The organism is Amycolatopsis sp., from assembly GCF_036008905.1.
Taxonomy (GTDB): Bacteria; Actinomycetota; Actinomycetes; order Mycobacteriales; family Pseudonocardiaceae; genus Amycolatopsis.
Genome location: NZ_DASYMU010000059.1, coordinates 1 through 24832, shown reverse-complemented (window position 1 = coordinate 24832; position 24832 = coordinate 1). Strand labels below are relative to the sequence as shown.

The following is a 24832-nucleotide window of genomic DNA, read 5'->3' as shown; positions in this document are numbered from 1 at the left end:
ACGGTGGCGCCGGACCGCACCGCCACGTGCGGAAAGCAGGCCTGGCAAGGGAAACCGGGTCGCGGAGTTCGCTGACGACCGTGGGATTTTTCGCGGCCGAAATCCCTGGGGAGAGATGAGGCAAGATTATGACACTGATGCGTTTCGACCCGTTTCGCGATCTTGAGCGGCTGACCGACCAGGCGCTCGCCGGCAGCCGCGGTCCCCGAGCGATGCCCATGGAGGCCTTCCGCCGCGACGACGAGTTCGTGGTCGGACTGGACCTGCCAGGAGTGGACCCTGCCGATGTCGACGTGACCGTGGAACGGAATGTGGTCACCGTGCGGGCCCGCCGCAGCCCCTTGCGCCGCGAGGGCGACGAACTTCTGGTCGACGAACGGCCGCAGGGCGAGTTCAGCCGGCAGTTCTTCCTCGGCGACAACCTCGACACCGCACGGCTTTCCGCGGACTTCGCGCACGGCGTGCTGATGCTCACCATCCCCGTCGCCGAAGCCAGCAAGCCCCGCAAGGTCGAAATCGACAGCCACAAAGCCGGCTCCCGCACGATCGAGACCGGTTCCACCGAACCGGCCAACGCCTAGGAGGATCGATGACCACGCAGCCGGGCGCCACCGCGCCGACACCCCAGTCCAGCGCGAACCAGCGTCGCTCGATCGGTGTCTTCAGCAACTACAGCGACGCCGAGCGTGCGGTCGACCACCTGTCGGACTCGGGGTTCCCGGTCCAGCGGGTCGCCATCATCGGCTCGGACGTGCAGATGGTCGAGCAGATCATCGGGCGGCTGAACTACGGCGGCGCCGCGTTGCGCGGAGCAGGTTCCGGCGCCTTCGCCGGGGTACTGATCGGCTGGCTGTTCGGGCTGTTCAACTGGTTCACGCCGTTGCTGGCCACCCTGACCATCGTCCTGTACGGCCTCGTCTTCGGCGCGGTGCTCGGCGCGATCTTCGGTCTGATCGTGCACGCGCTGCAGGGCGGCCGTCGTGACTTCGCCTCGGTGCGGGTGATGCTGCCCAGCCGTTACGAAGTGGTGGCCGACGAGCAGGTGGCCGACGAAGCCAGGAACCTGCTCGCCCAGATGCCGGGAGGTATGTAATGGCGAAAGCCGTCGGTATCGACCTCGGTACGACCAACTCGGTGATCGCCGTCTGGGAGGGCGGTGAACCCACGGTCATCGCCAACTCCGAAGGAGCCCGGACCACGCCGTCGGTGGTCGCGTTCACCGACAGTGGGGAGCGGCTGGTCGGCCAGCTCGCCCGCAGGCAGGCGATCCTCAACCCGAAAGGCACCATCTACTCGGCGAAGCGGTTCATCGGCCGGAAGTACGACGAAGTCACCGACGAGGCCAAAGCCGTCGGCTTCGACGTCGTCGAGGGCGACGGCGGTGTCGTGCGGTTCAAGGTCCGCGACAAGCTCTACGCGCCGGAAGAGATCAGCGCGCAGGTGCTGCGCAAGCTGGCGGACGACGCCGGGAAGTACCTCGGCGAGCGGGTGACCGAGGCCGTCATCACGGTGCCCGCGTACTTCAACGACGCACAGCGTCAGGCCACCAAGGACGCGGGCAGGATCGCCGGGCTCGAAGTCCTGCGGATCATCAACGAACCGACCGCCGCCGCGCTGGCCTACGGGCTCGACTCGAAGGGCCACGAGACGGTCCTGGTGTTCGACCTCGGTGGGGGCACCTTCGACGTGAGCCTGCTCGACGTCGGCGACGGAGTGGTCGAGGTCCGGTCGACAGCCGGTGACACCCACCTGGGTGGCGACGACTTCGACCGCCGCATCGTGGACCACCTGGCCGACAAGTTCAAGGCGGAAAACGGCATCGAGCTGCGGAGCGATCCACAAGCGTTGCAACGGCTCTTCGAAGCCGCGGAGAAGGCGAAGGTCGAACTCAGCTCGGTCAGCCAGACCAGCGTGAGCCTGCCGTTCATCACGGCGGACGCCGACGGCCCCAAGCACCTCACGGCCACCCTGATGCGCTCGGTGTTCGAGCAGGTCACCGCCGACCTGGTCGAGCGGTGCCTTGCTCCGGTCAAACAGGCCATGGCCGACGCGAAGGTGACCGCGAACGACATCGACGAGGTCATCCTGGTCGGCGGCTCGACCAGGATCCCGGCCGTGCAGAGCCTGGTCCGCAAGCTGACCGGCGGCAAGGAGCCGCACATGGGCGTCAACCCGGACGAGGTCGTCGCGCTCGGCGCGGCCGTCCAGGCGGGCGTGCTCAAGGGCGACGTCAAAGACGTGCTGCTGCTCGACGTCACCCCGCTGTCGCTGGGCGTCGAGACCCGCGGCGGCGTGATGACGAAGATCATCGAGCGCAACACGACGATCCCGGCGCGCCGGACCGAGGTGTTCTCGACCGCCGACGACAACCAGCCGGCGGTCGACGTCGTGGTCCTGCAGGGAGAACGGGAACGGGCGGCCGACAACCGGGTGCTCGGGCGCTTTCAGCTGACCAACATCCGCCCGGCGCCGCGTGGCGAGCCGCAGATCGAGGTCACCTTCGACGTGGACGCCAACGGCATCGTCAATGTCACCGCGAAGGACAAGGACACCGGCGCCGAACAGGGCATCACGATCAGCGAGAGCTCCAACCTCGACCAGAGCGAGATCGATCGCATGGTCAGCGAGGCCGACCGCAACCGGTCCGAGGACCGGCGGCTCCGTGAGGAGGTCGACGCCCGCAACACGCTCGACTCGATCGCGTACCGGGTCGAACGCGCGCTCAACGACGACACGCCACCTCACGAGAAAGCACGGGCGGAAATGCTCGTCGAGGAGGCTCGCGAGGCCGTGAAGTCGGAGGCGTCCGTGGACAGGGTGCGCCCGCTGACCTCGGAGCTGCAGCAGATGCTGGCCGGACTCAACGCACCGCGGCCCGGCGGCGGGGATGACCGCGCCGCGCGGGAAGCGGTGGACGACGACGTGATCGACGCGGACTTCGACCGGGCGTGAGGAAGTCGATGGCCACTACAGAAAATGCTGCGGAGCAGGGCGAATCCTCCGCGGAGACCGCCGGAGCCGACGCACGATCCCGCCCCCAGGACCCGTCGGCCCAGGACCCGTCGGCCCCGGAGTCGCCGGAGGCGAGGATCGCCGAACTCGAGGATCACCGGAGGCGGGCCCTGGCCGACCTCGACAACCTGCGCAAACGCCACGCCACGGAGTTGCGGCGGGCACGTGAGGCCGAACGGGCGCGGGTCGCGGCTGCTTGGCTGCCCGTGCTCGACAACCTCGAACTGGCGCTCGCGCACGCCGACGCCGACCCGACGGCCGTCGTGCGGGGCGTGCTCGCGATCCGCGATCAGGCCGTGCAACTGCTCGCCGGGCTCGGTTACCCCCGCGACGACGAAACCGGGGTCCCGTTCGACCCCGGCCGCCACGAGGTCGTTGCCGTCGTCGACGACCCGGGGGCCGAACCGAACACCGTGACCCGCGTCGTGCGGCCGGGTTACGGAACCGACGGGCACGAGCTGCGGCCGACAGCCGTGGCCGTGGCCAAGCCAAGGGAGTGAGGGCCGGTGGCCACCGATTTCTACGACGCTCTCGGGGTCGCCCGCACGGCGAGCGCCGACGAAATCCAGCGTGCGTACCGGAAACTGGCCCGCGAGTACCACCCGGACGTGAACGCTGATCCGGGCGCCGAAGAGCGCTTCAAGGAGATCAGTGAGGCGTACCAGGTGCTGTCCGACCCGGACCAGCGCAAGAAGTACGACCGTTTCGGCGCGGACTTCCGGCGCGTTCCCGACGACTTCGACGAGCGGGCGCACGTGGGTGGCGGCGGCCGGGTCCGTTACGCCCAGGGAGGGCAGGGCTTCGGTGGCGGCTTCGAAGGGATCGACATCGAAGACCTGCTCGGTGGCTTCTTCCGGGGCCGTGGCGGGTCGGTCCCGGGCGCGGATCAGCAGGCCGAACTCGAGCTGACCGTGGAAGATGCCTACCGCGGTGGCCGCAGGCATCTGACCCTGGCCGGGGCGGCTGAACGCGGCTACGACGTCACCGTCCCGCCGGGTGTGCTCGACGGGCAGCGCATCCGGCTCGCCGGGCAGGGCGGGACGGGCTCCGGGAACGCCGCGCCCGGCGACCTCTACCTCGTCGTGCGTGTCAAGCCGCATCCGCGCTACCGCCTGTCCGGCCGCGACATCCACGTCGATCTGCCGGTGTCGCCCTGGGAAGCCGTGCTCGGCGCGACCGTCCCGGTCACCACGCCCGGCGGCGAGGTGAAGGTGCGGGTCACGCCCGGTTCGTCGACCGGCAGGCGGCTGCGGTTGCGCGGCGAGGGGATGCCCAACCCCAAGGGCAAACCCGGCGACCTCTACGCGGAGGTTCGCGTGATGGTGCCGAAGAAACCGGGCAAACGCGAACGGGAGCTCTTCGAGGAACTCGCCGCCGTCTCCGACTTCGACCCGAGGAGCAGCTGATGGCCGAGTACCTGCTGGTCCGTCCCGTCCGGCTCAGTCTCGAGACAGTGGCCGTCCGAAGTGGATTGCATCCCGAACTGGTCCGCCGGTTCGCCGCACTGAGCCTGCTGGAGTGCACCACGGACGCGGACGGACGACTGTGGTTCACACCGTCCACTGTGGCCATTCTCGCGCGGATTCAGCGGCTGCGTTCCGGACTTTCCTTGAACTACGCGGCGATCGGGCTGGTGCTCGACCTGCTCGACCGCATCGACGTCCTCGAAGCCCAAGTCAGGAGCCAACGGCGATGGACATGAGCAAGCTGACCCAGAAATCGCAGGAAGCACTACAGCAGGCGCAGAGCGAGGCCCAGCGCCTCGGCCACGCCGAGACCGACGGTGAGCACCTGCTGCTCGCCCTGCTCGTCCAGCCCGACGGCCTGGTGCCACGGCTGCTGGAGCAGGCAGGCGCGGACGTCCCGGGGCTGCGCGCCACCGTCGAGGCGGAACTCGCGCGCCGTCCCCGGGTGACCGGCCCCGGCGTCAACCCCGGTCAGGTGGTCGTGACCCGTCGGCTCGCCGGTCTGCTGGACGCGGCTGAGCGAGAGGCCACCCGCCTGAAGGACTCCTATGTCTCCGTCGAGCATCTGATCCTGGCCCTCGCCGACGAGGGTTCGAACAGCGCGGCCGGGCGGCGGCTCGCCGAGTTCGGCGTGACGCGGGAATCTTTCCTGACCGCGTTGACCAAGATCCGCGGCAACCAGCGGGTCACCTCCGCCAGCCCCGAAGGCGCCTACGAGGCGCTGGAGAAGTACGGCCGTGACCTCGTCACCGACGCGCGGTCGGGCAAGCTCGACCCGGTGATCGGCCGGGACGCCGAGATCCGGCGGGTGGTCCAGATCTTGTCGCGGAAAACCAAGAACAATCCCGTCCTCATCGGTGACCCCGGGGTCGGCAAGACCGCGATCGTCGAAGGACTCGCCCAGCGGATCGTGCGCGGCGACGTGCCGGAAGGCCTGCGGGACAAGACGATCTTCTCCCTCGACATGGGCGCGCTCATCGCCGGGGCGAAATACCGTGGTGAATTCGAGGAGCGGCTCAAGGCGGTGCTCGCCGAGGTCAAGGCCGAGGAAGGGCGCATCCTCCTGTTCGTCGACGAGCTCCACACCGTCGTCGGAGCCGGTGCCACGGAAGGGGCGATGGACGCGGGCAACATGCTCAAACCCATGCTGGCGCGCGGCGAACTCCACATGATCGGCGCGACGACCCTCGACGAGTACCGCAAGCACATCGAGTCCGACGCCGCGCTGGAGCGCAGGTTCCAGCCGATCGTGGTCGACGAACCGACTCTCGAGGACACCATCTCGATCCTGCGAGGACTGCGCGAACGGCTCGAAGTGTTTCACGGCGTCAAGATCCAGGACGGCGCGCTGGTCGCCGCCGCGACACTGTCCCACCGCTACATCACCGACCGGTTCCTGCCGGACAAAGCCATCGACCTGGTCGACGAGGCTTGCGCGCGGCTCCGTACCGAGATCGACTCCATGCCCGCCGAACTCGACGAACTCACCCGGCGGGTCACCCGGCTGGAGATCGAGGACGCCGCACTGTCGAAGGAAACCGACGCCGCCAGCAAGTCCAGATTGGACGATCTGCGCAAGGAGCTCGCGGATCTGCGGGGCGAAGCCGACGCCAAGATGGCCCAGTGGGAGGCCGAACGACAGGCGATCCGGCGGGTGCAGGACCTGCGTTCGGAGCTGGAACGGCTGCGCCACGAAGCCGAGGAGGCCGAGCGGAACTACGACCTCAACCGTGCCGCCGAACTGCGCTACGGCGAAATCCGGGAACTCGAGCGCAGGCTGGCCGCCGAGGAGGCGCAACTCGCCACCAAACAAGGGGAAGCACGGCTGCTGCACGAAGTCGTCACCGAGGACGAGATCGCCGAGATCGTCGCTGCCTGGACCCACATCCCGGTCGCCCGCCTGCGGGAGGGCGAACGAGAGAAACTCCTGCGGCTCGACGAGATCCTGCACGAGCGGGTCGTCGGGCAGTCCGAGGCCGTCCAGCTGGTCGCCGACGCGATCATCCGCGCACGTTCGGGCATCCGCGATCCCCGCAAGCCGATCGGGTCGTTCATCTTCCTGGGACCGACCGGCGTCGGGAAGACCGAACTCGCGAAAACCCTTGCCGCCGCTCTGTTCGACAGCGAGGAGAACATGATCCGGCTGGACATGAGCGAGTACCAGGAACGCCACACGGTCAGTCGGCTGCTCGGCGCGCCACCCGGATACGTCGGTTACGACGAGGGCGGGCAGCTCACCGAAGCGGTGCGGCGCAAGCCCTACTCGGTCGTGCTGTTCGACGAGATCGAGAAGGCACACCCGGACGTCTTCAACACCTTGCTGCAGGTACTCGACGACGGCCGAATCACCGACGCCCAGGGCCGGACCGTCGATTTCCGCAACACGGTGATCATCATGACCTCCAACATCGGTTCACAGCACCTGCTCGACGGTGTCTCCGCCGGCGAGATCAAACCGGACGCGCGCGACGCCGTCCTCGCCGAACTGCGCCACCACTTCCGCCCGGAGTTCCTCAACCGCGTCGACGACATCATCCTGTTCACCCCGCTCGGGCTGCCGGAGATCGAGCGGATCGTCGAGTTGCAGTTCGGGCAACTGCGCGACCGCCTCGCCGAGCAGGGCATCACCGTCGAACTCACCGACGACGCCCGGCGCCTCATCGCGGAACGCGGGTTCGACCCGGTCTACGGCGCCCGGCCGCTGCGCCGGTACATCTCCCACGAGGTCGAGACCAGGATCGGCCGGGCCCTGCTGCGCGGGGAACTGACCCCTGGGCTCGTGATCACCGTGGATGCCGAGCACGGCGAACTGACCGTTACCTACACCGGCGGAGAAAGCAGGTCCGTGGCATGAAGACCACCACCGTCGTCTGTGAACACTGCGGGCACACCAACCGGCTGCCGGTGGCCGCCATGGGCAAGCCGAAATGCGGGAACTGCCACGAGCCGCTGCCTTGGGTCGTCGACGCCGGGGACGACGATTTCGGCGAAGTAGCGGAGAAGGCGACGATGCCGGTGCTTGTCGACCTGTGGGCCACGTGGTGCGGGCCGTGCCGGATGGTCAGCCCCGTGCTCGCCCAGCTCGCGCGGGAGCGGGCCGGGAAGGTCAAGCTCGTCAAGGTCGACATCGACAAGGCGCCCCGGCTGTCGCAACGGTTCGGGGTTCAGGCCGTGCCCACGCTGATGGTGCTGCGCGACGGCGAGGTGATCGCGCGTCAATCGGGCGCGGCGCCCGCGAACGTGCTGCGCGACTGGCTCGATCAGGCGCTCGCGCCGTCGCACAGCACTACTCAGGAGGTCGGGACATGACCACGAAAACACTGCTCCGGCAGCTCCCGCTGAGGGTGACCGCCGGCGCCTTCTTGCTCAATTCGGGATTCGGCAAGGTCGGCGCTGACAAGGACGCCGCCGAACAGATGCACGGGTTCGCCGCCGGCACCTACCCGGCGCTCGGCAAGCTGGATCCGTCACTGTTCGCCAAAGCGCTGGCGGCGGGTGAGATCGCCACCGGTATGGCGCTGCTGATCCCGTTCGTGCCGGCCGCGATCGCCGGGATCGGGCTGACCGCGTTCTCGGCCGGACTGCTCGGCCTGTACCTGAAGACGCCGGGCATGCGGAAGGAGGGCAGCGTCCGGCCGACCGAGCAAGGACTCACCCTCGCGAAGGACGTCTGGCTGTTCGGGATCGGGCTGGCCCTCGTGCTCGACGGTTCCACCGGGACGGAGGGACGGTCATGATCGGCGTGACCGACCGCCATCTGGCGTTCGTGCGCGACGTCGTGCCGCGAACCCCGTACGGCTGCGAGGAGTGCCTCGCCACCGGGACACCGTGGCTGCACCTCCGGCTGTGCCTGACCTGCGGGCACGTCGGCTGCTGCGACTCGTCACCGATGAAGCACGCGCGTGCGCACGCGTTCGACATCGGCCATCCGGTCGTGCGCTCGTTCGAACCGGGCGAGAACTGGCGCTGGTGTTACGTCGATCAGGCCTACCTGTGACGGCCCCGGCCAGCGCGGCGGTGGGCGCGCCGATGACGGAGACCCCGGATCCGGACGGCGCGTTCCCCAAGCTCACCGACGAGCAGATCAGAACGCTCGCCGAAGGGGCGGAACGCCGTCCGACACAGCGGGGAGAAGTGCTGTACGCACAGGGGGAGCGGACCTCCGAATTCTTCGTGGTCCTCAGCGGCATGGTCGCTGTCGTCGAAGGGACCGGCGACGAGGAGAAGGTCGTCCGCGTGCACGGGCCACGCCGGTTTCTCGGTGAACTCGGTCTCCTCGAAGACCAACCCGCCTTCGTCGGCGTGGTCGTCGCCGAACCCGGCGAGGTGCTGGCCGTGCCGGTGGACGCGCTGCGACGGCTGGTGCTCGGGGATCCGGTGCTCGGTGACCTGATCCTGCGCGCCTACCTCGTCCGGCGCTCACTGCTCATCGGGCTCGGCAACGGCTTCCGGATCATCGGCTCGTGTTACTCCCCGGACACCAAGCGGCTGCTCGAGTTCGCCGCCCGCAACCGGCTCCCGCACCGGCTGGTCGACCTCGAAAAGGACCGGCAGGCCGAGACCCTGCTGCGCCGGTTCGGCGTCACCACCGAGGACACCCCGGTCGTCGTGCTTCGCGGGACGGAGGTGCTGCGGAATCCGGGGAACGCCGAACTGGCCAGGAGAATGGGGCTGAGGCAGCCGGAAGCCGAGCACCGGCTGCGCGACTTGATCGTGGTCGGCGCCGGACCTGCGGGCTTGGCGGCGGTCGTTTATGGCGCCTCGGAAGGGCTGACGGTGTCGGCGCTCGACGCCATGGCGCCGGGCGGGCAAGCCGGGACGACGTCGCGCATTGAGAACTACCTCGGCTTCCCGTCGGGGGTATCCGGGGCGGAACTGGCCGAGCGATCGGTGATCCAGGCGGACAAGTTCGGCGTCCGGGTCGCCGTTCCCGCCGAAGCGCTCTCCCTGAAGTCGCGAGGCGGTTATTACGTCGTCGGATTCGACGACGGTATCGAGATCGTTTCCCGCACCGTCATGATCGCCACCGGCGCGCGCTACCGCAGGCTCGCCGTGCCCGGCATCAAGAAGTTCGAAGCGACCAATGTCTATTACGCCGCGACCGTGCACGAAGCACGTGGATGCCGGGCCGCCCCGGTGGCGGTGGTCGGCGGAGGCAATTCGGCGGGACAGGCGGCGGTGTTCCTCGCGGAGGGCTCGCCCAAGGTCTACCTCTTGATGCGAGGCGGCGACCTCGCGGAGAACATGTCCCGCTATCTCGTCGACCAGGTCGAACGCCATCCGCGGATAGAAGTATTGCTGCACAGCGAGGTCCGTGAGCTTGCCGGTGACGATGTCCTCGAATCCCTGGTCGTCGAAGACAACCGCACCCGCGAGCGCAGGTTCGTAGAGGCGCGCGCGCTCTTCGTCTTCATCGGGGCTTCCCCGCACACCGACTGGCTTTCCGGTGTGGTCGCACTCGACGAGGACGGGTTCGTGCTCACCGGGGCGGAGGCCGATCCGTTCAGGACGGACGACGCGTGGCGCTCCGTGGCACGCCCGCCGCTCGCACTGGAAACCAATCGGCCCGGCGTGTTCGCCATCGGGGACGTGCGCCACGGGTCGGTCAAACGAGTGGCCTCGGCGGTGGGTGAAGGAGCGATGGCGATCAGGCTTGTTCACGAGCATCTTTATTCGGAGGCATGATGGTTGTCATGGGCGTGGCGAGGTTCGAGCGGTTCTTCCGAGCGGCCGCGAGTTTGGACGTCGACAAGAGCGATCTGAAGCGGTACAACGACTTCCTCGATCAAAAGATCTACGACCTGTTCGTGGTCGCCAAGGCCGTGGCTAAGGCCAACGCGCGCGATGTCATCGAGCCGACGGATCTGCCGATCACCAACGGACTGCAGCAGAGCATGCGCGAGTTCCGGAAAATGGACGACGACATCGAAGTAGCGCCCCTGCTCGAACAGCTTCTGGCGCGTCCGGCGCTCGATGTCACGATCAGCGGGGAAACAGAGGCGAAGCTTCCCGCCGTCGCCGGTGGGCTCAGCGTCGCACTCGCCCGGACCTTCAAGATCATCGACCCCGACGTGAAGAATCCCGGTTCCGAGGACTGGGACCGAGTATTCCGCGTCTTCGAACTGCTTCTGTAGGCGTAAGAAGCGCACCAGGGTCACTGTTCTGCTGGGTCACCTGTCTTGCCGTGTCAGCAGCGAGGCCGCTATTCGGCGCCGTCAGGTTGAGGCCGTCAGGACCACCGACGAGGAGGATCAGAGCATGGTCACCGTACTGTCAGACAACTTCGACGAACCGAGGCGCTTCGCCGAGCTGGAACACCTCATGGCCCACGCGCTCACCACCGCGGTGGCCGGCACGGCAGGTGAGCTCACGGTCACCTCGACCTTGCGAGGCCAGCGCTACACCGTGGTCACGGTGGGCGGGACGATCGACGCGCGGGCGATCCACCTGCTGACGGCCCACTTCGCCGGCCTGCTCAACGCCGGCACGCGGCGCCTCCTGGTGGATCTGTCCGGCGTCGATCACCCGGACGACAGTCTCTTGGAACTGATGCGCCGGGTGGAGAACAAACTGGTGGCGCTCAACGGCCTGTTCGAGCTGACCGGCCTCGCGCCCCCGACCCTGCACGCGATGGACGATGAATCCCTCGCCGAGGTCTTCGCCCTGTACCGCACCACTCTCGAAGACGCGAAACCAAGCACCCTCCTGTGGTCGGCCCTGCGCTGCCCGGAAGGACTCGACGACGTGCCCGAACCGGGGTCGGCGGCCCGGTACCGGGCCACTATCGACACCGCTGCCCATGGCCGCGGTGAGCGGTGGGGGAGGCGCCGGTGACCGGCGTGCAACTTCGGCCGCGAAAGCGTGCCTGGCTTCGGATATTCGGCATCGGGTTGACGCTGTGGGTGCTGTCCGCCGTGGTCACCTATCTGACCGGCAACCCACATCTCATTCCGACTTTGGTACTGCTCGGCAGCTTCCTGGTGCCGGCGACCTTTGTGGCGTGGGCGTTCGAGCGCCGTCACTCCGGGGAGATCACCGCCGAACTGATGTTCAGCACTTTCCTTTTCGGCGGGGTGCTCGGGGTGCTCGGGGCATCGGTCCTGGAGGCCTACCTGTTGTATCCGTCGCCCTGGCTGTACGTCGGGGTCGGGCTCGTCGAGGAGGCGGTCAAGCTGGGCGCCCTCGCCTTGCTGACGCGGAAACTGAGTGTGAAGTCGACGCGTGACGGGATGATTCTCGGCGCCTCGGTCGGGTTCGGGTTCGCCGCCTTCGAATCGGCCGGCTACGCGCTCACGTCGCTGTTCACGCCACAAGGCCTCTCCTTGAACGACCTGGTCACCACCGAGCTGCTGCGTGGGCTGTTAGCCCCGATGGGGCACGGGCTGTGGACTGCGATTCTCGGCGGGACGCTGTTCGCGTGGAGCACGCGCAAACACTTCGTGCTCACCGGCAAGCTGGTCGCCACCTATCTGGGCGTCTCGCTGCTGCACGCGCTGTGGGACTCGATGTCCAACATCGCCGCGATGATCACGCTGCTGCTGACCGGGCAGCCCTGGCAGTACGAACTGATGCTGCACGGCTGGCTCGTCGAGCCGACCTCGACCCAAGTGCAGCTCTACACCACGTTGAGCTGGCTCGGGCTGGGCGTGGTGGCGCTGATCGGGGTGCTGTGGCTGCTGGCCATAGTCCGGCGGTCGCGCGACCTGCGGCGCGCCTCACCGCCGGTGCGGGCGTACCGCGTCGCGACGGCCCGGCATTTCCAGTAAGCCGGCGGCGTGGCCGCGGTGGGCACCCGGCCGCGGCAGCAGTGGCCGCGCGGCATGCTGATCGGCTTGGCCGCGACGCTGAAACTGACCCCGGCCGTGTTCGTGCTGTACTTCCTTCGCCGCGCCGCGGCGGTCTCGGGCCTGTCCTGGCTGGCCGCGACGGCGCTCGGTTTTCTCGTGCCGGAGCTATCGGCCCGCTGCCGCGCCGCCTCGATCACCTCTCCTGTGGCTGAGCATCTGACCTCCAGATCGTAGCGCTGACCTACGACACTCTTAGCGGCTCTACATGGTCGCCCGTTCATTGCGCGCAAATGCTAGCCAAATGATGCAACTGGCACTAACGAGAGGGGGCGCCTTCGTTGCATGCCGCCCGCGACCGGTTGGCACCGATCTTGGTCTGGACCTCACAAATGCGGTGGACAGGTGTGCCAAAGAGGGCTGCCGGGCTGGTTCATGCGTCGTCGCTGCGGCTGTGGTCGTACTTACCATGCTGAGTGAGACTCATAGCCTGACCCGTTCGCGCCGAATGAGCTGTGGTTGCGGGAAATATCGCCAGCGTTCGACTCGCTCATATAGAGCTGGGTCTAGGCTGCGGTCCTTGCGGAAGTCCACAATTCGCCGCCACGCCAGCTGCGGATGCATCGCCATCTGGCGGCGAGCGAGCGCGAGTTGGTGCAGGTCCGCGGTGAGCTCCTCACTACCGAGGTCGTCGTTGAAGACATCAAGGATTGTGGCGCAGAACAAGGTGAAGCAGCCGGCGTTCCAGCGGATGTCGTCGGTCGGCTTCACCGAGTCTTCTGCGGATTCGCGCACCAGATCGTCGGCGAGTCGTGCGAGTTCAAGCGGGATCGTGGTTTCTTGGATCGCGAGCAGTTTAGCGCTGAGTGCGACATGCTCAGACGTCGCTTCGAGTGTGCTGGTGACGCTGGTCAGCGCGTGAATCTTGGTGGCAAGGTCGTTCCGGACCAGAGTTTCGGTCACGGTCGCAAGGCGCGGCTCGTAGACCGTCGTCGACACGTCGACCATTTCGATGGTGTAGCGCTGCAGGTCCCGTGGGAGACCACCGGACAGACAATGGCACAGGTAGCAGAACTGCTCGGTGACCCCCGTGATTCGAAGCGCGATCCACAACCGGCTCTCGTCGAGGGTGAAGTGCTCCAGACGAACCATTTCGGAGAAAGCGCTGTCGAACGCGTCACGGATGCCCAGTCCGCGTTGCTCGAAGTTGAGCACGGCGTCGTCGGACACCGAAACGAAGAACAGGCAGCCCGGGACCCCGAATACACCCTTGATGTCGTTGACGAACTGCTGTGCCTTCTCCGGCTCTCCGATCTTGTCCAGCTCGTCGATGGCGATGACCATCCGGTCGATGATGTGGTTGTCGCGTAACGTGCGTGAGCTTTCTTCGGCGAACAACCGCAGTTTCTCGACAACCTCGGGGTGGGTCAGCTGCTGTTCGGCCCGCTGCATCGACCAGGTCCGGCCGGCTTCGCCTTTGAGCGGCAGGCTCAGCTTGCCAGACCAGCCGGTTGTATGCGTCTGTAGGAACCTGGTCTGGGCAAGTTGTTGTACGGCGGAGCGGCGCAGGTCGAACAAGTCGCGGTGACGGTGGCGCCGACTGAACAGGACGACCAGCCGTAACGGTGCGAGCATTACCGCCCAGACGACCCGCCACGCGACAAGGGCGACGGCGCCGAGCGCGAGGAGGTGGTTGAGCGGCTGGGAGTTCCACAACATCTGGGCAGATACCGGAAGATCGGCTACCGCAGCGGCGACCACTGTGCCTACCTCGACCGGGAACCGCGGCAAACTCACGCCCCAGAGCAACAGCGCGGCGCCTAAGCACACGATTGCGAACGTGAAGAAACTGGCCAGTTCAACCACGCCCTGCCGTACTGCGGCCCAGCGCTCGTCCTTACTCCGTGGCAGCAAGGGCCGCAAGGCTTCGGACACCTTGTCGATTACGGTCCGACAAAGCAGCGCGTGCATGTGCAGAACGAAGTCCCGGGCTTCGTAGTTGGAGGGCGCCGAGGTCATGACCACCAGGGGCGGCGAGCCGATGTTATTCAATCGGCCCTGCCGCACAGCCTCGATAGCCGTCGTCTTGCCGACACCACGAGAGCCTGCGAGCGCAACAGCTCCGGAGTCGGCCCGTTCGATGATGCGACGCAACCGCTCCGCCCCGGCGGTCACCACGACCTTCCCGCCGTCGACTTCGTACAGACCTGCCACCTCGGTGTAGACAAGCTTGGTCCCGTGGCGCACCGATCGGCGCGCCCGGATGAACTCCTGGATGGCCGGTACCACGATCTCAGCCAGCAGGTACCCGCGCCGGTCGCCGATACACAGGAGGTCGGGATGCGGCTGGAACGCGCCTATCTCTTGACCGCCGGCCATGCCAAGTACGCTCGGCACCCGACGCACGAGAGCCCGGCCAGACAGTGCGATCACCGCAACCAGGCCAAACACCGCGACCACTTGCCACGGCAATGGCAGCCGGGGCCACGCGAACCGTAGTAGCGAGACGTACCCGACCCCTACCCCGGCCACGGTCGCGAGCCAGAAGTAGTGCCCGGCACGCAATGACTCGAACCGTGACGCCGGTCGCGATCGTTCCAGACCCGCATGGACCAGCCGATCCTGCTCGATGCGGATCCGGGCGGACAGCGAGTCGTCGAGAAGCAAGGTCTGCCGCACATCCTTCCGCCGCAGCCGCTCGTCAACCAGGGCCTTGGCGATGTCATCCTCGTTGAGGGCGTCCTCGAGCAGTACTCGCAGGGCGAGCCTGGCGGTCCAGGAACCGAAGTCCTCGAACTCTGAACTCTCGAAGAGATACTCAAGTACCCCGTCAGTCATCGGGCTATCATGCCGCACCCGCCCGGGCTGGCTGACCAAGTTACACATCTCCAAGAATGCGACGCGTGGCCGGGCCGAGGATGTGGGGCCACCTCGTGGCCGACGCCGACGCCGATCCCGAAGATCGCGGCGCAGCTGGGGGTGAGCGAGCGCTCGTTGCAGGTCACCTTCCGCGAGGAGCTGCACACGACACCGAGCGCGAGTTTCAAGCGACTCAGGCTTGAGGCCGTGCGTGATGCGCTGCTGCGACTGGATCCCGAGGGCACGACGGTCACCGAGGTGGCAGTCGACGTCGGCGGCTTCTTTAACCTCGGCCGGATGGCCCGCGAGTATCACGAGATGTTCGGCGAGCACCCTTCGGACACGCTGCGTCGACCCCTCTCTTGAGGAGCGGCCTCGACGAAGGGACTCGTCGAGGAATTGCACCGACTCGCGCTCACCAAGGGCTCTACGGTGCCTGCGTGGCGGAGCGGACGTGGTCGGCGCCGGGCGTCGCACGGTGGAGCTTGCCGAGCAGTTCCGCGATGGCCATCGCGGACTCCGGTATCGCGTCGATGCGTGAAACGCACGACAGATTCCTTGCGCCACAGCGGCGCGATCACTTTCGCTGTCGCGTGTAGCGGTGAGCCGAACCGGCCGAGTGGCACGGAGTCCCGGCTGGCTCGGGAATCCGGGCCAGACACCGTCCGCGGAAGCTGTTTGCAGGACGTGCCAACTACCGGTTCGGCCGGCGAAGCTCGGTCGTCGTCGCCAGCGCTTGTGCCGCAACCTGGTGCCAGCACAGGGAAGCGCGCAACATTGTCAGCACAGCGAGGGCAGCAAGCCGCGATCACTGGTTCCCATCTGAGGCGATGGAGGTAGTGCCACGCGAACGCTCGTGGCGGAACCCGTTGTGGTCGAACTCGTCGACGCCGTGGAGTGTGGCGACGAAATCCGGAGCGATCTTGGTAGACCACCCGCAGTCCTGCTTGCGCTGCCAACTCTCGATGGTGGGTTCGCCGAGGTTCCACCGAGCGGTGTGGTCGATGGTCCGGATACTCGGAGACTCGTGCGGCCCACCATCCTGGAATTGGCCGACGTGTTCTGCGTCTTCCTGTTGTCCCGAGATCGATTCCGCCGGCGCGCGACGCCATGTTTGTTCTTTGCAATAAACCTCACAATCGGCCACATAGAATTTATCGCGCGGCTGTGATGGCCTCCGCGTCGAGCGAATGCTTACGCCAATCGAGAACGCCGGCACCCATTTGGCGGCGGCATGCATCGATTCGAGACATACGGCCGTCGCGGTTATCCGGGACGGCCAGGATCGGTGACGGCGCATGGCACTGACGAGTGATGCCTTGGCGGCATCCGAGTGAACGCCGGCCGAGTCGGTCATTGTCACGTCAAGTGTCCGCTATTTCGCCAAGGTAACGAATTGCGCTATTGGTGTCTCCTTTTCGGCGCCCGGGTGAGAGCGCTTTAACGGTCCGTCGTAGCGGCATAGGATTTCCCTTCTGTCAGGCGACAGGATTCCTGGACCATTATCCGCCCGGAAAAGAATCGAGGACCATTCATGCGAAGACGCATGCGTGCGCGCCGTTCAATGGCGGCCGCCCTGCCTCTGCTGCTCGTGGCGGCCGCCTTCCCCGCACCCGCTTCGGCTGATCCGGCACCGCAGGCCGCGGTGTCGGCGCTGACGAAGTCGGTGCAGGGCACCGGTTCCCCCGCCGATCACGGTGCCACCGCGAACTGGGTTGTCGGCTACGACAACCACGCGACCGGGACCGGCACCGCCACGATCACCGACGCGGTCGGCGCGGGGCAGGCATACCAAGCCGGCTCCCTGCACGCGCCGCCGGGGTGGACGCCGTCGTGGTCCATCGACGGCAGCACTTTCACCGGTACCGAGCCGGCCTCTGGGGTGACCGCCGTGCGAGCGACCAACCCCCGTTCCGGGCCGGACGCGACCGCGCTGTCCGGCGCGCTCACCCCGCCGGTGCAGACGATCGCCACCCCGACCGGCGGCGACGGGTTCACCCCGCTGCTGCACCGCACCCCCGACGGCACGTTGCAGGCCTGGAACATCTACCACCACCTGGGGGCCGCCGCGCCGAAACTGGTGTGCAGCGACGTCGGCACCGGCCAGCGGTGCCCCGGCGGTCCGTGGCCCAAACCGCTCAACACGACCCCCGGCCCGTTCGGCAACGGGGCGACCGGCGACATCACCAGCACGCTGACCCAGCAGTACGTCCGCGACCCCGTCACGCCGGCGAAGGTCTACTACGCCGCCACCACCGCGTCGTCGGCCGGTGTCGGCTGCCTGGACCTGGCCGCCGCGGCCAACTGTGGTTTCTGGCCGCTGGCGGCCCTCGGCGGTTCTCCGTTGGCCGTGAACAACATCGCCGGTGTCGTGGAAAGCGGCGGCAATCTCTACGGCGTCGTCAGCAGCGGCGCGGTGACCTGCTGGACGATCGCCACGCAGAGCGCGTGCCCGGGCCAGCCGTACGCGCCGATCGTTCCACCCAGCGGCGCCCAGCCGGGCAACGTCAGTTCGTACATATACGGTGCGATGATCGTCGTGGCGGGCAAGGTGTTCGCCTCGTCTTCCACTCCCGGTGGTGTGCAGCCCGCGCTCGGCTGCTTCGACCCGGCGACCGCGACGGCGTGTGCCGAGTGGGCGTCTTCGAAGCCGACCGGTCCGCCCGGGAATTACACCTACAACGCCTATACCGCCTTCGGCACGAACGGCACGCCGATCGGGGTGTGCTCGTCCACGACCGGCGGCACGAACGTCACCACCTGCTACGCGATCGACGGCTCAGCGCTGGCGGCACCCTCGACCGCGACCGGGCTGGCCCCCGGTGTGATCGTCTTCAATCCCGAAGTCATCACCGACGCCAACGGCCACGTCCGCAGCTACCTGGCGATCTGGGGCGGGCCGTACGTGGGCGCGACGCTGTGCCACGACTGGACCACCGCGGCACCGTGCGCCGGTCTGCCCGTCCCGATCACCCACCCGACGGTCAACGGGGGCAACACCCGGGACTACGGCTACACCTTCGACCCGCCGACGGGATGCCTGATCGGCCTCGGCGACGCCGGTGTGCTGTTCTCGATGGACCCGGTGACGGGTAGTTCGCCCTGCGTCCGGTCCGGCGGGCAGGTGTCGCTGAAACCCGGCGACTTCTACTGCGACGGCGGGACCGGGCATGTCCAGGGCTACACCGCCGCGCGGTTGACCGGCATCACGCCGACGAACGTCAATTTCGCGGCCTCGCGGGTCACGGTGATCGACCAGGACGGCGTGGTCGTCGCGACGCCCGGGTTCGCCCCGGACGGCTCGGTCGACCTGACCGGCGTCTCCCCGGTCGCGCATCCGTCGATCACGGTCACGACGACGCTGGTGCTCACCGGCGCGGGCGACTTCGGCGGCGGCAACCAGCCGCAGCTGGTGGTCGACTACGCGGGCGACGCGCCCCAGCTGTGTTTCCGCACGACGATCGCGACGGACTGCGCGGTGACGAGTGTGGCGAACACCGCGACCGGCACCGACACGACGGGCTCGTTCACGTCCAACACGGTCACACTGCCGGTCGCGCCGGGTTCGGCGTGCACGCCGAACGTCACGGTCGACAAGGAGATCTGCGCCTCGGCGACCGCGGCGAAGTGTGGTCCGGGTGGTGCGGGGCCGTGGGCGAAACAGGCCCCGGTGGGCATATTGGGCCTGCTGAACGCGAGGGCGTACTGGCGGATCACCGTGACCAATCACGGGCCGGTGGGCATCACGGGCACCCAGGTGGTGGACAGTGTCGAGCCGTCCTGCCAGTCGGGGCCGTTCACCCTGCAGGCGGGCGAGTCGAAACAGATCCACTGCTCGACGTACGCCCTGCTGAACCTGTTCCCGATCACCAACCAGGCGAAGGCGGGCTACCTGCCGGTGAACGCGCCGCCGGGCACCCCGCCGTCGTACACGAACCGGTCGTCGGCGAAGGCATGCTCGTTGCTGTGCATCCTGTAGTGACCTGAGCAGTTCCGGGCCGGCCGTCAGTCCACACAGGACTGGCGGGCCGGTTCTCGCTGTGCGGGATTGATCTCTTCGAATTCTGAGTCCCGCGCAGTTTGTGATGTTGCCCGTCGCTCCGTCCATCGGGGACGTAGTTCTCCGATGGCAACGGGCGGACCATCGCACTCACGGCGTTGCGCATCGACCAGCTCCAGCCGGGACGCTGACCGGCCACTCTTTGGCGCTCGGCGCGGTGGACTAACACCGGAACGTGTCGCGGCAGCGTGGTCAGGCTCGCTTTGGACCGGTCGCGCCGACACCTCTGCAGTCCAGTGCGGTAGCGCGTGTCTGCCGCGGATGTTGCACCGTCGGTCAGTAATTGCTGTGGTGGTGAGCGACGAGTCGGCACATTCTCGCCGGCGTGACGGTATTTCAATCAATCGGCTTCGCAGAGGGTTTCCCAGCCTTGGGGCCAGGGTTGGGAAACCGTGGCCGGATCCACTCGCAACCGCTCGGCAACATCCTTACGTGAAGGCCATCCCCACACGCCAGCACAATCCGACACCGCAACGCCAACGCCTGCGACGACGTCGCCCACCGCGCCAGCGTTTCCCGTTCCTCGACAGTCAACGTCACCTCGGCCACCGGCCGACCCATCCGCCCACCCTGGACTTCAAGGACGAATTTCCGGCGCAGGACACTAGCCTTTAACGAACCAGATTTCGGACTGCGGTGATTCGCCGGTCCAATGGATGGCGGTTCTTCGCTCCCGTGGCGGGCAGTTTCACCGACGCCCCAGACAGGTCAAGCCCGTTCTGGGGCGTCGGTGAAGCCACGAATGACCTACCGTCGACGAGCAGCTCCGTTTCTCTGATGTGATCCTGGTCGATCAATGGGATGCGGGCCTTCGCGACATCGCCGTGCTCAGAGACCCGGCCGAGCGGATCGCGCTCGCTGTCCAGGCGAAGACCTTCTCCAGGTCGGTCTCAGTGCTCGCGACAGAGGACTTCTCGCGATCGCATTTTCCGTTGGGGAGGAGTTCGTTGGCATTGTCTCCCGCGATCGCCGCCGGTGGAGTCGGTCAGAGGATGACGTCGGCCAGCCGTGTGATTTCGTCGGGATCGTCGGTGGCGGGGTTGAAGATCAGTTCGTCGGCGCCGAGCGCTTCGAAGGCCTTCGCCACTTCTTTGACCTCGTCTGCTGAGGTGCGGACGGTCGATGCGATGAATCCGGCTTGCTCGCCCATGTTGCTGTAGTAGTCGTGGACATTGCCGCGGCCCTTGTCAGGGTCTCCGAAGGCGTAGTAGGCGATGGCGACGAGCCGGGGCGAGCCTTCGCGTCCGGCTTCTGTCCACGCCGCGCGTGCTCCGTCGAATGCGCCGGCGACCATCTCGGGCGGTATCGATCCGCCGACGTAGCCCTCTCCCCAGCGTGCCATGCGGGCTAGGGCGGCTGGTGCGAATCCGCCGAACAGCAGGGGGATTTCGCGGGTGCCGGCGGGGACTGCGGGGTTGTCCCCGCCACCGACCGGCTTGCTGTTCCAGATGTCGCGGTAGACCTCGAGGTCGTGGTCCATTCGTTTACCGAGTCCCTTCGGGCCGGCTCCGTCGGCGACGAAGTCGTCCGGTCGTCCGCCGATCCCGACGCCGAGGGTCAGTCGTCCGCCGGAGACGCCGTCGATGCCTGCGAGTTCCTTGGCCAGCAGGACCGGCGGCCAGACGGTTGCGAGCAGGACGTTGCTGATCAGGCCGATTGTGCTGGTCGCACCGGCCGCGGCGGCGAGGGCGACGGTGTCCATGACGCCGGGGTAGGCGATCCGCCCGACGGTGCCGAGGGTGGAGAAGCCGGCCGCTTCGGCCTGGGACGCCCAGGCGGGGATGACGGTCGGGCGGACGTCGCGGACCTGGTTGGGCAGGCCGATACCGATCTTCATGAAGCCGATTCTCCTTCGAGCACGTCAGATGATTTTTCCGAACCTAGTCCGCCCCATGGTGTTCCGGCGGCGGTACCCCACGTGGCGGTGCCCGACGGGAATCCACCACAGCCGTGTCCACTCAGCCTCGGGGGTTGCCGCAGCTTCTCCAGCACTGGTCCGGCAACGCGGTCCCACAGCCTGGCGAGCACGGAGCCGAGCCGTGCCGGGTCCGCAGTGCCCGGTAGAACGCGCCGATCTGGTCGAGGAAGCTGCAGCCCCCTTGGCGGCAGGATGCTTTTCACCGGGATCAAACTCAAGACGGGTTACGGCCTCCATCTGGAAACAGGATCTCGGCAGGTCAGCGCGGGTCCGTATGGCTCAGTGATCGGGGCCTCCTGTCATGCCCCTGTTTGCCGGTTGCGGAGTGTTGTGGTGGGCTGGGTTTTTCTGCTTATGTCTTGCTATGAGTCGCGTGTTCATCGTCCTGACGGCACTCGGGCTCCTGGTCATTCCGTCGGCGACGGCGTGCACCGGGACGAGCGCTGGGACGACGATCACCGTGCTCCAGCTCAACATCTGCCACGGTGGTATGGCCGGTTGCTATCGAGGTGACGTGGTGCTGGCCAAGGCGGCCGAGGTGATCAGGTCGAGTGAGCCGCAGGTGCTGTCGGTGAACGAGGCGTGTTCGGGTGACATCGACCGGCTGCGGCCGGCCATGGGGCCCGCACGGGCACTGTTCGCCGCGGCACGCAACCTCGACGGCACGCCCACCTTGTGCCGTGACGGTAGCCAGCAGTACGGCAACATCATCATGGTCGCGAGCAGGTTCGCCGGCACCACCGAGGAGACCGGTACCTACGCCGCCCAGTACACGGCCGCGGACGGACACCGGGAGCTGCGGTCCTGGGCATGCCTGCCCGCCGCCGGCCTCAGCGCCTGCACCACCCATCTGTCCTCGGACAACGCACCGACCGCGCTCACACAGTGCCAGGACCTGATGCGCCGCGCGGCCGGCTATCCGCGGCCGGCCATCGTTGTCGGTGACTTCAACCTGGAGGACCAGGGTTCCCCGAGCATGCGGGACTGCGACTCACCCGGGTTCTCCCGCCGGGGTGACGGCAGCGTCCAGCACATATACGCCAGCAATGACCTGTCCTTCGCCCAGACCACCAAGATCGACATGACGGGCACCACCGACCACCCCGGCTGGCTGGCCATCCTGACCAACCCCCGACCCACCATCGCGCTGACCGAAACGTGAGCCTCGCTGGTCAACCGAACAGCGCCGCGAATCACTTGGCCTGTAGGCGTTTACCGATTCGTGTGTCCGTCAGCCGTCGCCCAGCGACGCATGGCGAACGGTCGCACACGCGAAGAACTTGGTAAGGATGCGTTCCTCGCGTTCCAGCAATGGTCTTGCCCGCCCCGGATCGCCGTCGCCGATTGCGGCCGCGAGTTCCATTGCGCGATGATCAACCGATCGCGAACGCTGATAGGCAGTCACTCACGTTAGAGTCTGTTCGCGATGAGCCGTACAGACGACACCCGCGGAGCCTCGGTCGACGGGGCTGATGGCAGGCGAAACGGGTACCGGTTCGATCATGTATTCGTCAGTGAGCAGCATCGCGGCGCCGTTGTCGATTGTCGATATGGCCACTCGGTGAGGACATCCGGGCTGACTGATCACTCCGCGCTCGTCACGACGCTCGACCTTGCTGACAACGCAGAGTGAGTCGCTGGCGCCGCGGTACGCGTCCTTCGCGTCGGGCTTGCCCTGGCCGCAATAGGCCGAGGCGCGTGTGCTCCCAAGCCAGCCTGGTAGACCATCGGTGAAAGGTTACGGAGGAGGCAGGATGGAGCTGAGATCAGCGACAGCTTCTCGTGCGCGCGCGGCTCGAGCGCTGGCGAAGGCGACGCACGCCATGGAGAGGGAGCGCTGGGATACCGCACTGCGACACAGCAAGATCGCGGTGTCCGCGGCCGAAGAGGCGGTGACGATAGCCGACTATGACGACGATGTTGTGCTGCTGGCGCAGACTCTGACCACCAAGAGTCAGATCCATGAGTCGCTCGGCGACGGCGGTGAAGCGCTGCCCTCGGCACGAGAGGCGCTGGACGTGTATTCGAGGCTCGATCGCGAAGTGAACAATCCTCAGAGGGTCACCCGACGGCTGGGTGGTGACTCAGTGCTGTTCCCCGCCGGGCACAGCCCGCTCAAGGACAGGTTCGCGTGGCTGTATGCCCAGACCGCGGACGCGCAATTGGATCTGGCCGGGCTTATCGCCAAACACGAGGCCGCGACCGGAGCAACCGAGGCGCGGCGACTGGCCGACATCGCGCTCGAAACCTTCCGGGAGCTGGCGCGGTTCAGCGACAGGTACGCGGCCAAGGCCGATCAAGTGGCGGCTGGGCACGTGGCGGTGATCGACCGGCTTGCCGGCCGCGGCCCGGCCGACGTGCCCGCCCAGCCTCTCGTGGCGGAAGACCTCACCCAGCAGGCAGCACGGATCGACGAGGCGCAAAGGAAACAGCTGCAGGCCCGAGTAACGCAGGCGGAATCGCACGCGAACCAGGCGAGGGCCGACTACGCGGCCCGGCGCTACGCCGAGGCGGTTGAGAACATGCGGACGGCCGTCGAGGCGTACCGGGAAGTGGTTCCGCACAGCCTGTGGCACAAACGCGAACTGGCACGGGCTTTGTACGACTACGCCCACCACCTTGAAGCGCGGGGAAGCAGGAGTGCGGCGGTGGACGCGATGGACGAAGCCGGTCTTCTCTTCGCGCAGGTGTATGAAGGCAACGACCGCCGCTTCGCGGACGAGGTGGCGCTGTGCTCCCGCGAGTCGCGCCACTTGCGGCTGGCGCGGTTGCACCTGCGCCGGCGACGCACTTTCGTGGCACCACTCGCGACGTGACCGGCACACCGCCTGCGGTCGGCGTTCGAGCCGGAGGAACAGCAAGCGTGCCAACGCTTCTGACCAGGCATGGTGGCCTGGTCGCGGTGTTATTGATGGGAAAGGCAAACGTGGCATGTCTCAGACGGCGCGTTGGCGACGTTGAGCGTCCTCGACGCGCCATGTGAGACATCCTCAGCGCAGGGGGTGGCCGGGCTCGCCATCGTCTACCGCTCCGCCGTGCTGGTGCGCGCAGTGACCATCTGGAGTCGGTACCGCCTTCCGGGCCGTGGGTTTCATGACGGCGCATCCCGCGTCGCTGACCGACCCGGACCTGGTGTTCCGCGCGGCCCGAATCAACGGCGTGCCTGAGGAACAAATCCCGCGCGAATACACCATTTATTGACCGGTGGCGATCAGCCGGACCCACCAGGGGCAGCGGTAGCCCTTGGCCGCCGCTGCCCGCTACCGGCCTCGGCCCGACGCACCAGCGCCAGAGCCAAAGCCGGTGCTCACAAGTCGTAGTCGCGGATGCGGTCGGGGTACGCCGTGATGACGTTGTTCTTACCCTCGACGATCATCTTCATGTGGTCCAGCTTCTGCATTTCCCGCACCCATGCGCCGTTGGCGTCCCGTTGGAAGACCACGTCGCCGGCCGCGTCCCGCCTGACCTCGCCGTTGGGCAGCCGGTCCGGGACACGTTCGTTGATATAGCCGATGTCCTTGCCCATCGGCACGGTGTAGGCGGTCCTGCCACCGTCCTGCCTGTCCACGCGGACCCCGTCTTCCCCGTTGTTGATCTTGTCCCACGCCTTGTCGACCGTCTTCGTGACCTTGGTGTCCGACCAGACATTGGCACCGGGTGACCCGAAGACGCCGTGGTCGCTCTTGGCCCTGCCCCCGGCTGCCGGATTGGGGTTGTCGTTGTCGGCATGGAG

The 24832-nt window shown here is 67.1% G+C and carries 24 protein-coding genes; 19 read left to right on the top strand and 5 right to left on the bottom strand.

The genetic code is table 11. The features are described 5' to 3' along the window. Positions 1 to 128 precede the first annotated feature (128 nt). The 15 genes from VGP60_RS11555 (at position 129) to VGP60_RS11485 (ending at position 12499) form a co-directional block, all read left to right on the top strand. A complete protein-coding gene (locus VGP60_RS11555; protein ID WP_327547940.1) occupies positions 129 to 581 on the top strand; it encodes an Hsp20/alpha crystallin family protein in 453 nt (150 codons plus the stop codon). A gap of 8 nt (positions 582 to 589) precedes the next feature. Beyond that, a complete protein-coding gene (locus tag VGP60_RS11550; RefSeq protein WP_327547939.1) occupies positions 590 to 1093 on the top strand; it encodes a general stress protein in 504 nt (167 codons plus the stop codon). Then, a complete protein-coding gene (gene dnaK / locus VGP60_RS11545; protein ID WP_327547938.1) occupies positions 1093 to 2952 on the top strand; it encodes a molecular chaperone DnaK in 1860 nt (619 codons plus the stop codon). Before VGP60_RS11550 ends, dnaK begins: the two co-directional genes overlap by 1 nt. 8 nt (positions 2953 to 2960) lie before the next feature. After that, positions 2961 to 3512, top strand: coding sequence for a nucleotide exchange factor GrpE (locus tag VGP60_RS11540; RefSeq protein ID WP_327547937.1), 552 nt, complete (start codon positions 2961 to 2963; stop codon positions 3510 to 3512). Between the two features lie 6 nt (positions 3513 to 3518). Next, entirely contained in the window at positions 3519 to 4418 is a 900-nt protein-coding gene (locus VGP60_RS11535; protein ID WP_327547936.1) for a J domain-containing protein, read from the top strand. Beyond that, positions 4418 to 4714 (top strand): chaperone modulator CbpM, encoded by a 297-nt coding sequence (locus VGP60_RS11530; protein ID WP_327547935.1) that lies wholly within the window; start codon positions 4418 to 4420, stop codon positions 4712 to 4714. The genes VGP60_RS11535 and VGP60_RS11530 overlap by 1 nt, the downstream gene beginning before the upstream one ends. Next, positions 4705 to 7332: an ATP-dependent chaperone ClpB gene (gene clpB / locus VGP60_RS11525; protein WP_327547934.1), complete on the top strand. Its 2628-nt coding sequence runs from the start codon at positions 4705 to 4707 to the stop codon at positions 7330 to 7332. Before VGP60_RS11530 ends, clpB begins: the two co-directional genes overlap by 10 nt. After that, on the top strand, positions 7329 to 7787 hold the full coding sequence (gene trxA / locus VGP60_RS11520) for a thioredoxin (RefSeq protein ID WP_327547933.1): 459 nt from the start codon (positions 7329 to 7331) through the stop codon (positions 7785 to 7787). Before clpB ends, trxA begins: the two co-directional genes overlap by 4 nt. Further along, positions 7784 to 8215, top strand: a complete 432-nt coding sequence (locus VGP60_RS11515; protein ID WP_327547932.1) for a hypothetical protein — start codon at positions 7784 to 7786, stop codon at positions 8213 to 8215. The genes trxA and VGP60_RS11515 overlap by 4 nt, the downstream gene beginning before the upstream one ends. Beyond that, positions 8212 to 8475, top strand: coding sequence for a UBP-type zinc finger domain-containing protein (locus VGP60_RS11510; RefSeq protein ID WP_327547931.1), 264 nt, complete (start codon positions 8212 to 8214; stop codon positions 8473 to 8475). Before VGP60_RS11515 ends, VGP60_RS11510 begins: the two co-directional genes overlap by 4 nt. 32 nt (positions 8476 to 8507) lie before the next feature. Next, positions 8508 to 10163 carry an FAD-dependent oxidoreductase gene (locus tag VGP60_RS11505; RefSeq protein WP_327547930.1) on the top strand — a complete coding sequence of 552 codons (1656 nt, stop codon included), beginning with the start codon at positions 8508 to 8510 and terminating at the stop codon, positions 10161 to 10163. A gap of 8 nt (positions 10164 to 10171) precedes the next feature. Continuing rightward, positions 10172 to 10612 carry a DUF1931 family protein gene (locus VGP60_RS11500; protein WP_327547929.1) on the top strand — a complete coding sequence of 147 codons (441 nt, stop codon included), beginning with the start codon at positions 10172 to 10174 and terminating at the stop codon, positions 10610 to 10612. Between the two features lie 124 nt (positions 10613 to 10736). Beyond that, positions 10737 to 11312 (top strand): STAS domain-containing protein, encoded by a 576-nt coding sequence (locus VGP60_RS11495; protein ID WP_327547928.1) that lies wholly within the window; start codon positions 10737 to 10739, stop codon positions 11310 to 11312. Further along, a complete protein-coding gene (locus tag VGP60_RS11490; RefSeq protein ID WP_327547927.1) occupies positions 11309 to 12244 on the top strand; it encodes a PrsW family intramembrane metalloprotease in 936 nt (311 codons plus the stop codon). The genes VGP60_RS11495 and VGP60_RS11490 overlap by 4 nt, the downstream gene beginning before the upstream one ends. Positions 12245 to 12253: 9 nt before the next feature. Continuing rightward, the gene (locus tag VGP60_RS11485; RefSeq protein WP_327547926.1) at positions 12254 to 12499 is read left to right on the top strand and encodes a glycosyltransferase family 87 protein; all 246 of its coding nucleotides are present in this window, start codon (positions 12254 to 12256) and stop codon (positions 12497 to 12499) included. A 246-nt stretch (positions 12500 to 12745) separates the two neighbouring features. Here the strand turns inward: VGP60_RS11485 and VGP60_RS11480 are convergent, their stop codons facing one another. Continuing rightward, positions 12746 to 15100 (bottom strand): hypothetical protein, encoded by a 2355-nt coding sequence (locus VGP60_RS11480; RefSeq protein WP_327547925.1) that lies wholly within the window; start codon positions 15098 to 15100, stop codon positions 12746 to 12748. 9 nt (positions 15101 to 15109) lie between these two features. Between VGP60_RS11480 and VGP60_RS11475 the strand changes: the two genes are divergently transcribed. Then, positions 15110 to 15487: a helix-turn-helix domain-containing protein gene (locus tag VGP60_RS11475; RefSeq protein ID WP_327547924.1), complete on the top strand. Its 378-nt coding sequence runs from the start codon at positions 15110 to 15112 to the stop codon at positions 15485 to 15487. 442 nt (positions 15488 to 15929) lie between these two features. Here VGP60_RS11475 and VGP60_RS11470 read toward each other — a convergent pair whose 3' ends face one another. After that, on the bottom strand, positions 15930 to 16478 hold the full coding sequence (locus tag VGP60_RS11470) for a hypothetical protein (protein WP_327547923.1): 549 nt from the start codon (positions 16476 to 16478) through the stop codon (positions 15930 to 15932). Positions 16479 to 16655: 177 nt separating this feature from the next. Between VGP60_RS11470 and VGP60_RS11465 the strand changes: the two genes are divergently transcribed. Further along, complete coding sequence (locus tag VGP60_RS11465) at positions 16656 to 19100, top strand: DUF7617 domain-containing protein (RefSeq protein ID WP_327547922.1); 2445 nt, start codon at positions 16656 to 16658, stop codon at positions 19098 to 19100. A 1066-nt stretch (positions 19101 to 20166) separates the two neighbouring features. Here the strand turns inward: VGP60_RS11465 and VGP60_RS11460 are convergent. Then, complete coding sequence (locus tag VGP60_RS11460; RefSeq protein WP_327547921.1) at positions 20167 to 21018, bottom strand: LLM class flavin-dependent oxidoreductase; 852 nt, start codon at positions 21016 to 21018, stop codon at positions 20167 to 20169. 445 nt (positions 21019 to 21463) lie between these two features. Between VGP60_RS11460 and VGP60_RS11455 the strand changes: the two genes are divergently transcribed. Beyond that, complete coding sequence (locus VGP60_RS11455) at positions 21464 to 22261, top strand: endonuclease/exonuclease/phosphatase family protein (protein ID WP_327547920.1); 798 nt, start codon at positions 21464 to 21466, stop codon at positions 22259 to 22261. Positions 22262 to 22330: 69 nt separating this feature from the next. On the opposite strand, the gene VGP60_RS11450 is transcribed toward VGP60_RS11455, so the two are convergent. Next, complete coding sequence (locus VGP60_RS11450; protein ID WP_327547919.1) at positions 22331 to 22462, bottom strand: hypothetical protein; 132 nt, start codon at positions 22460 to 22462, stop codon at positions 22331 to 22333. 508 nt (positions 22463 to 22970) lie between these two features. On the opposite strand from VGP60_RS11450, the gene VGP60_RS11445 reads away from it, so the two are divergent. Next, positions 22971 to 23915 (top strand): hypothetical protein, encoded by a 945-nt coding sequence (locus VGP60_RS11445; protein WP_327547918.1) that lies wholly within the window; start codon positions 22971 to 22973, stop codon positions 23913 to 23915. Positions 23916 to 24406: 491 nt separating this feature from the next. Here VGP60_RS11445 and VGP60_RS11440 read toward each other — a convergent pair. Further along, positions 24407 to 24832, bottom strand: a 426-nt coding sequence (locus VGP60_RS11440) for a hypothetical protein (protein ID WP_327547917.1), incomplete at its 5' end; no start/stop codon positions are given.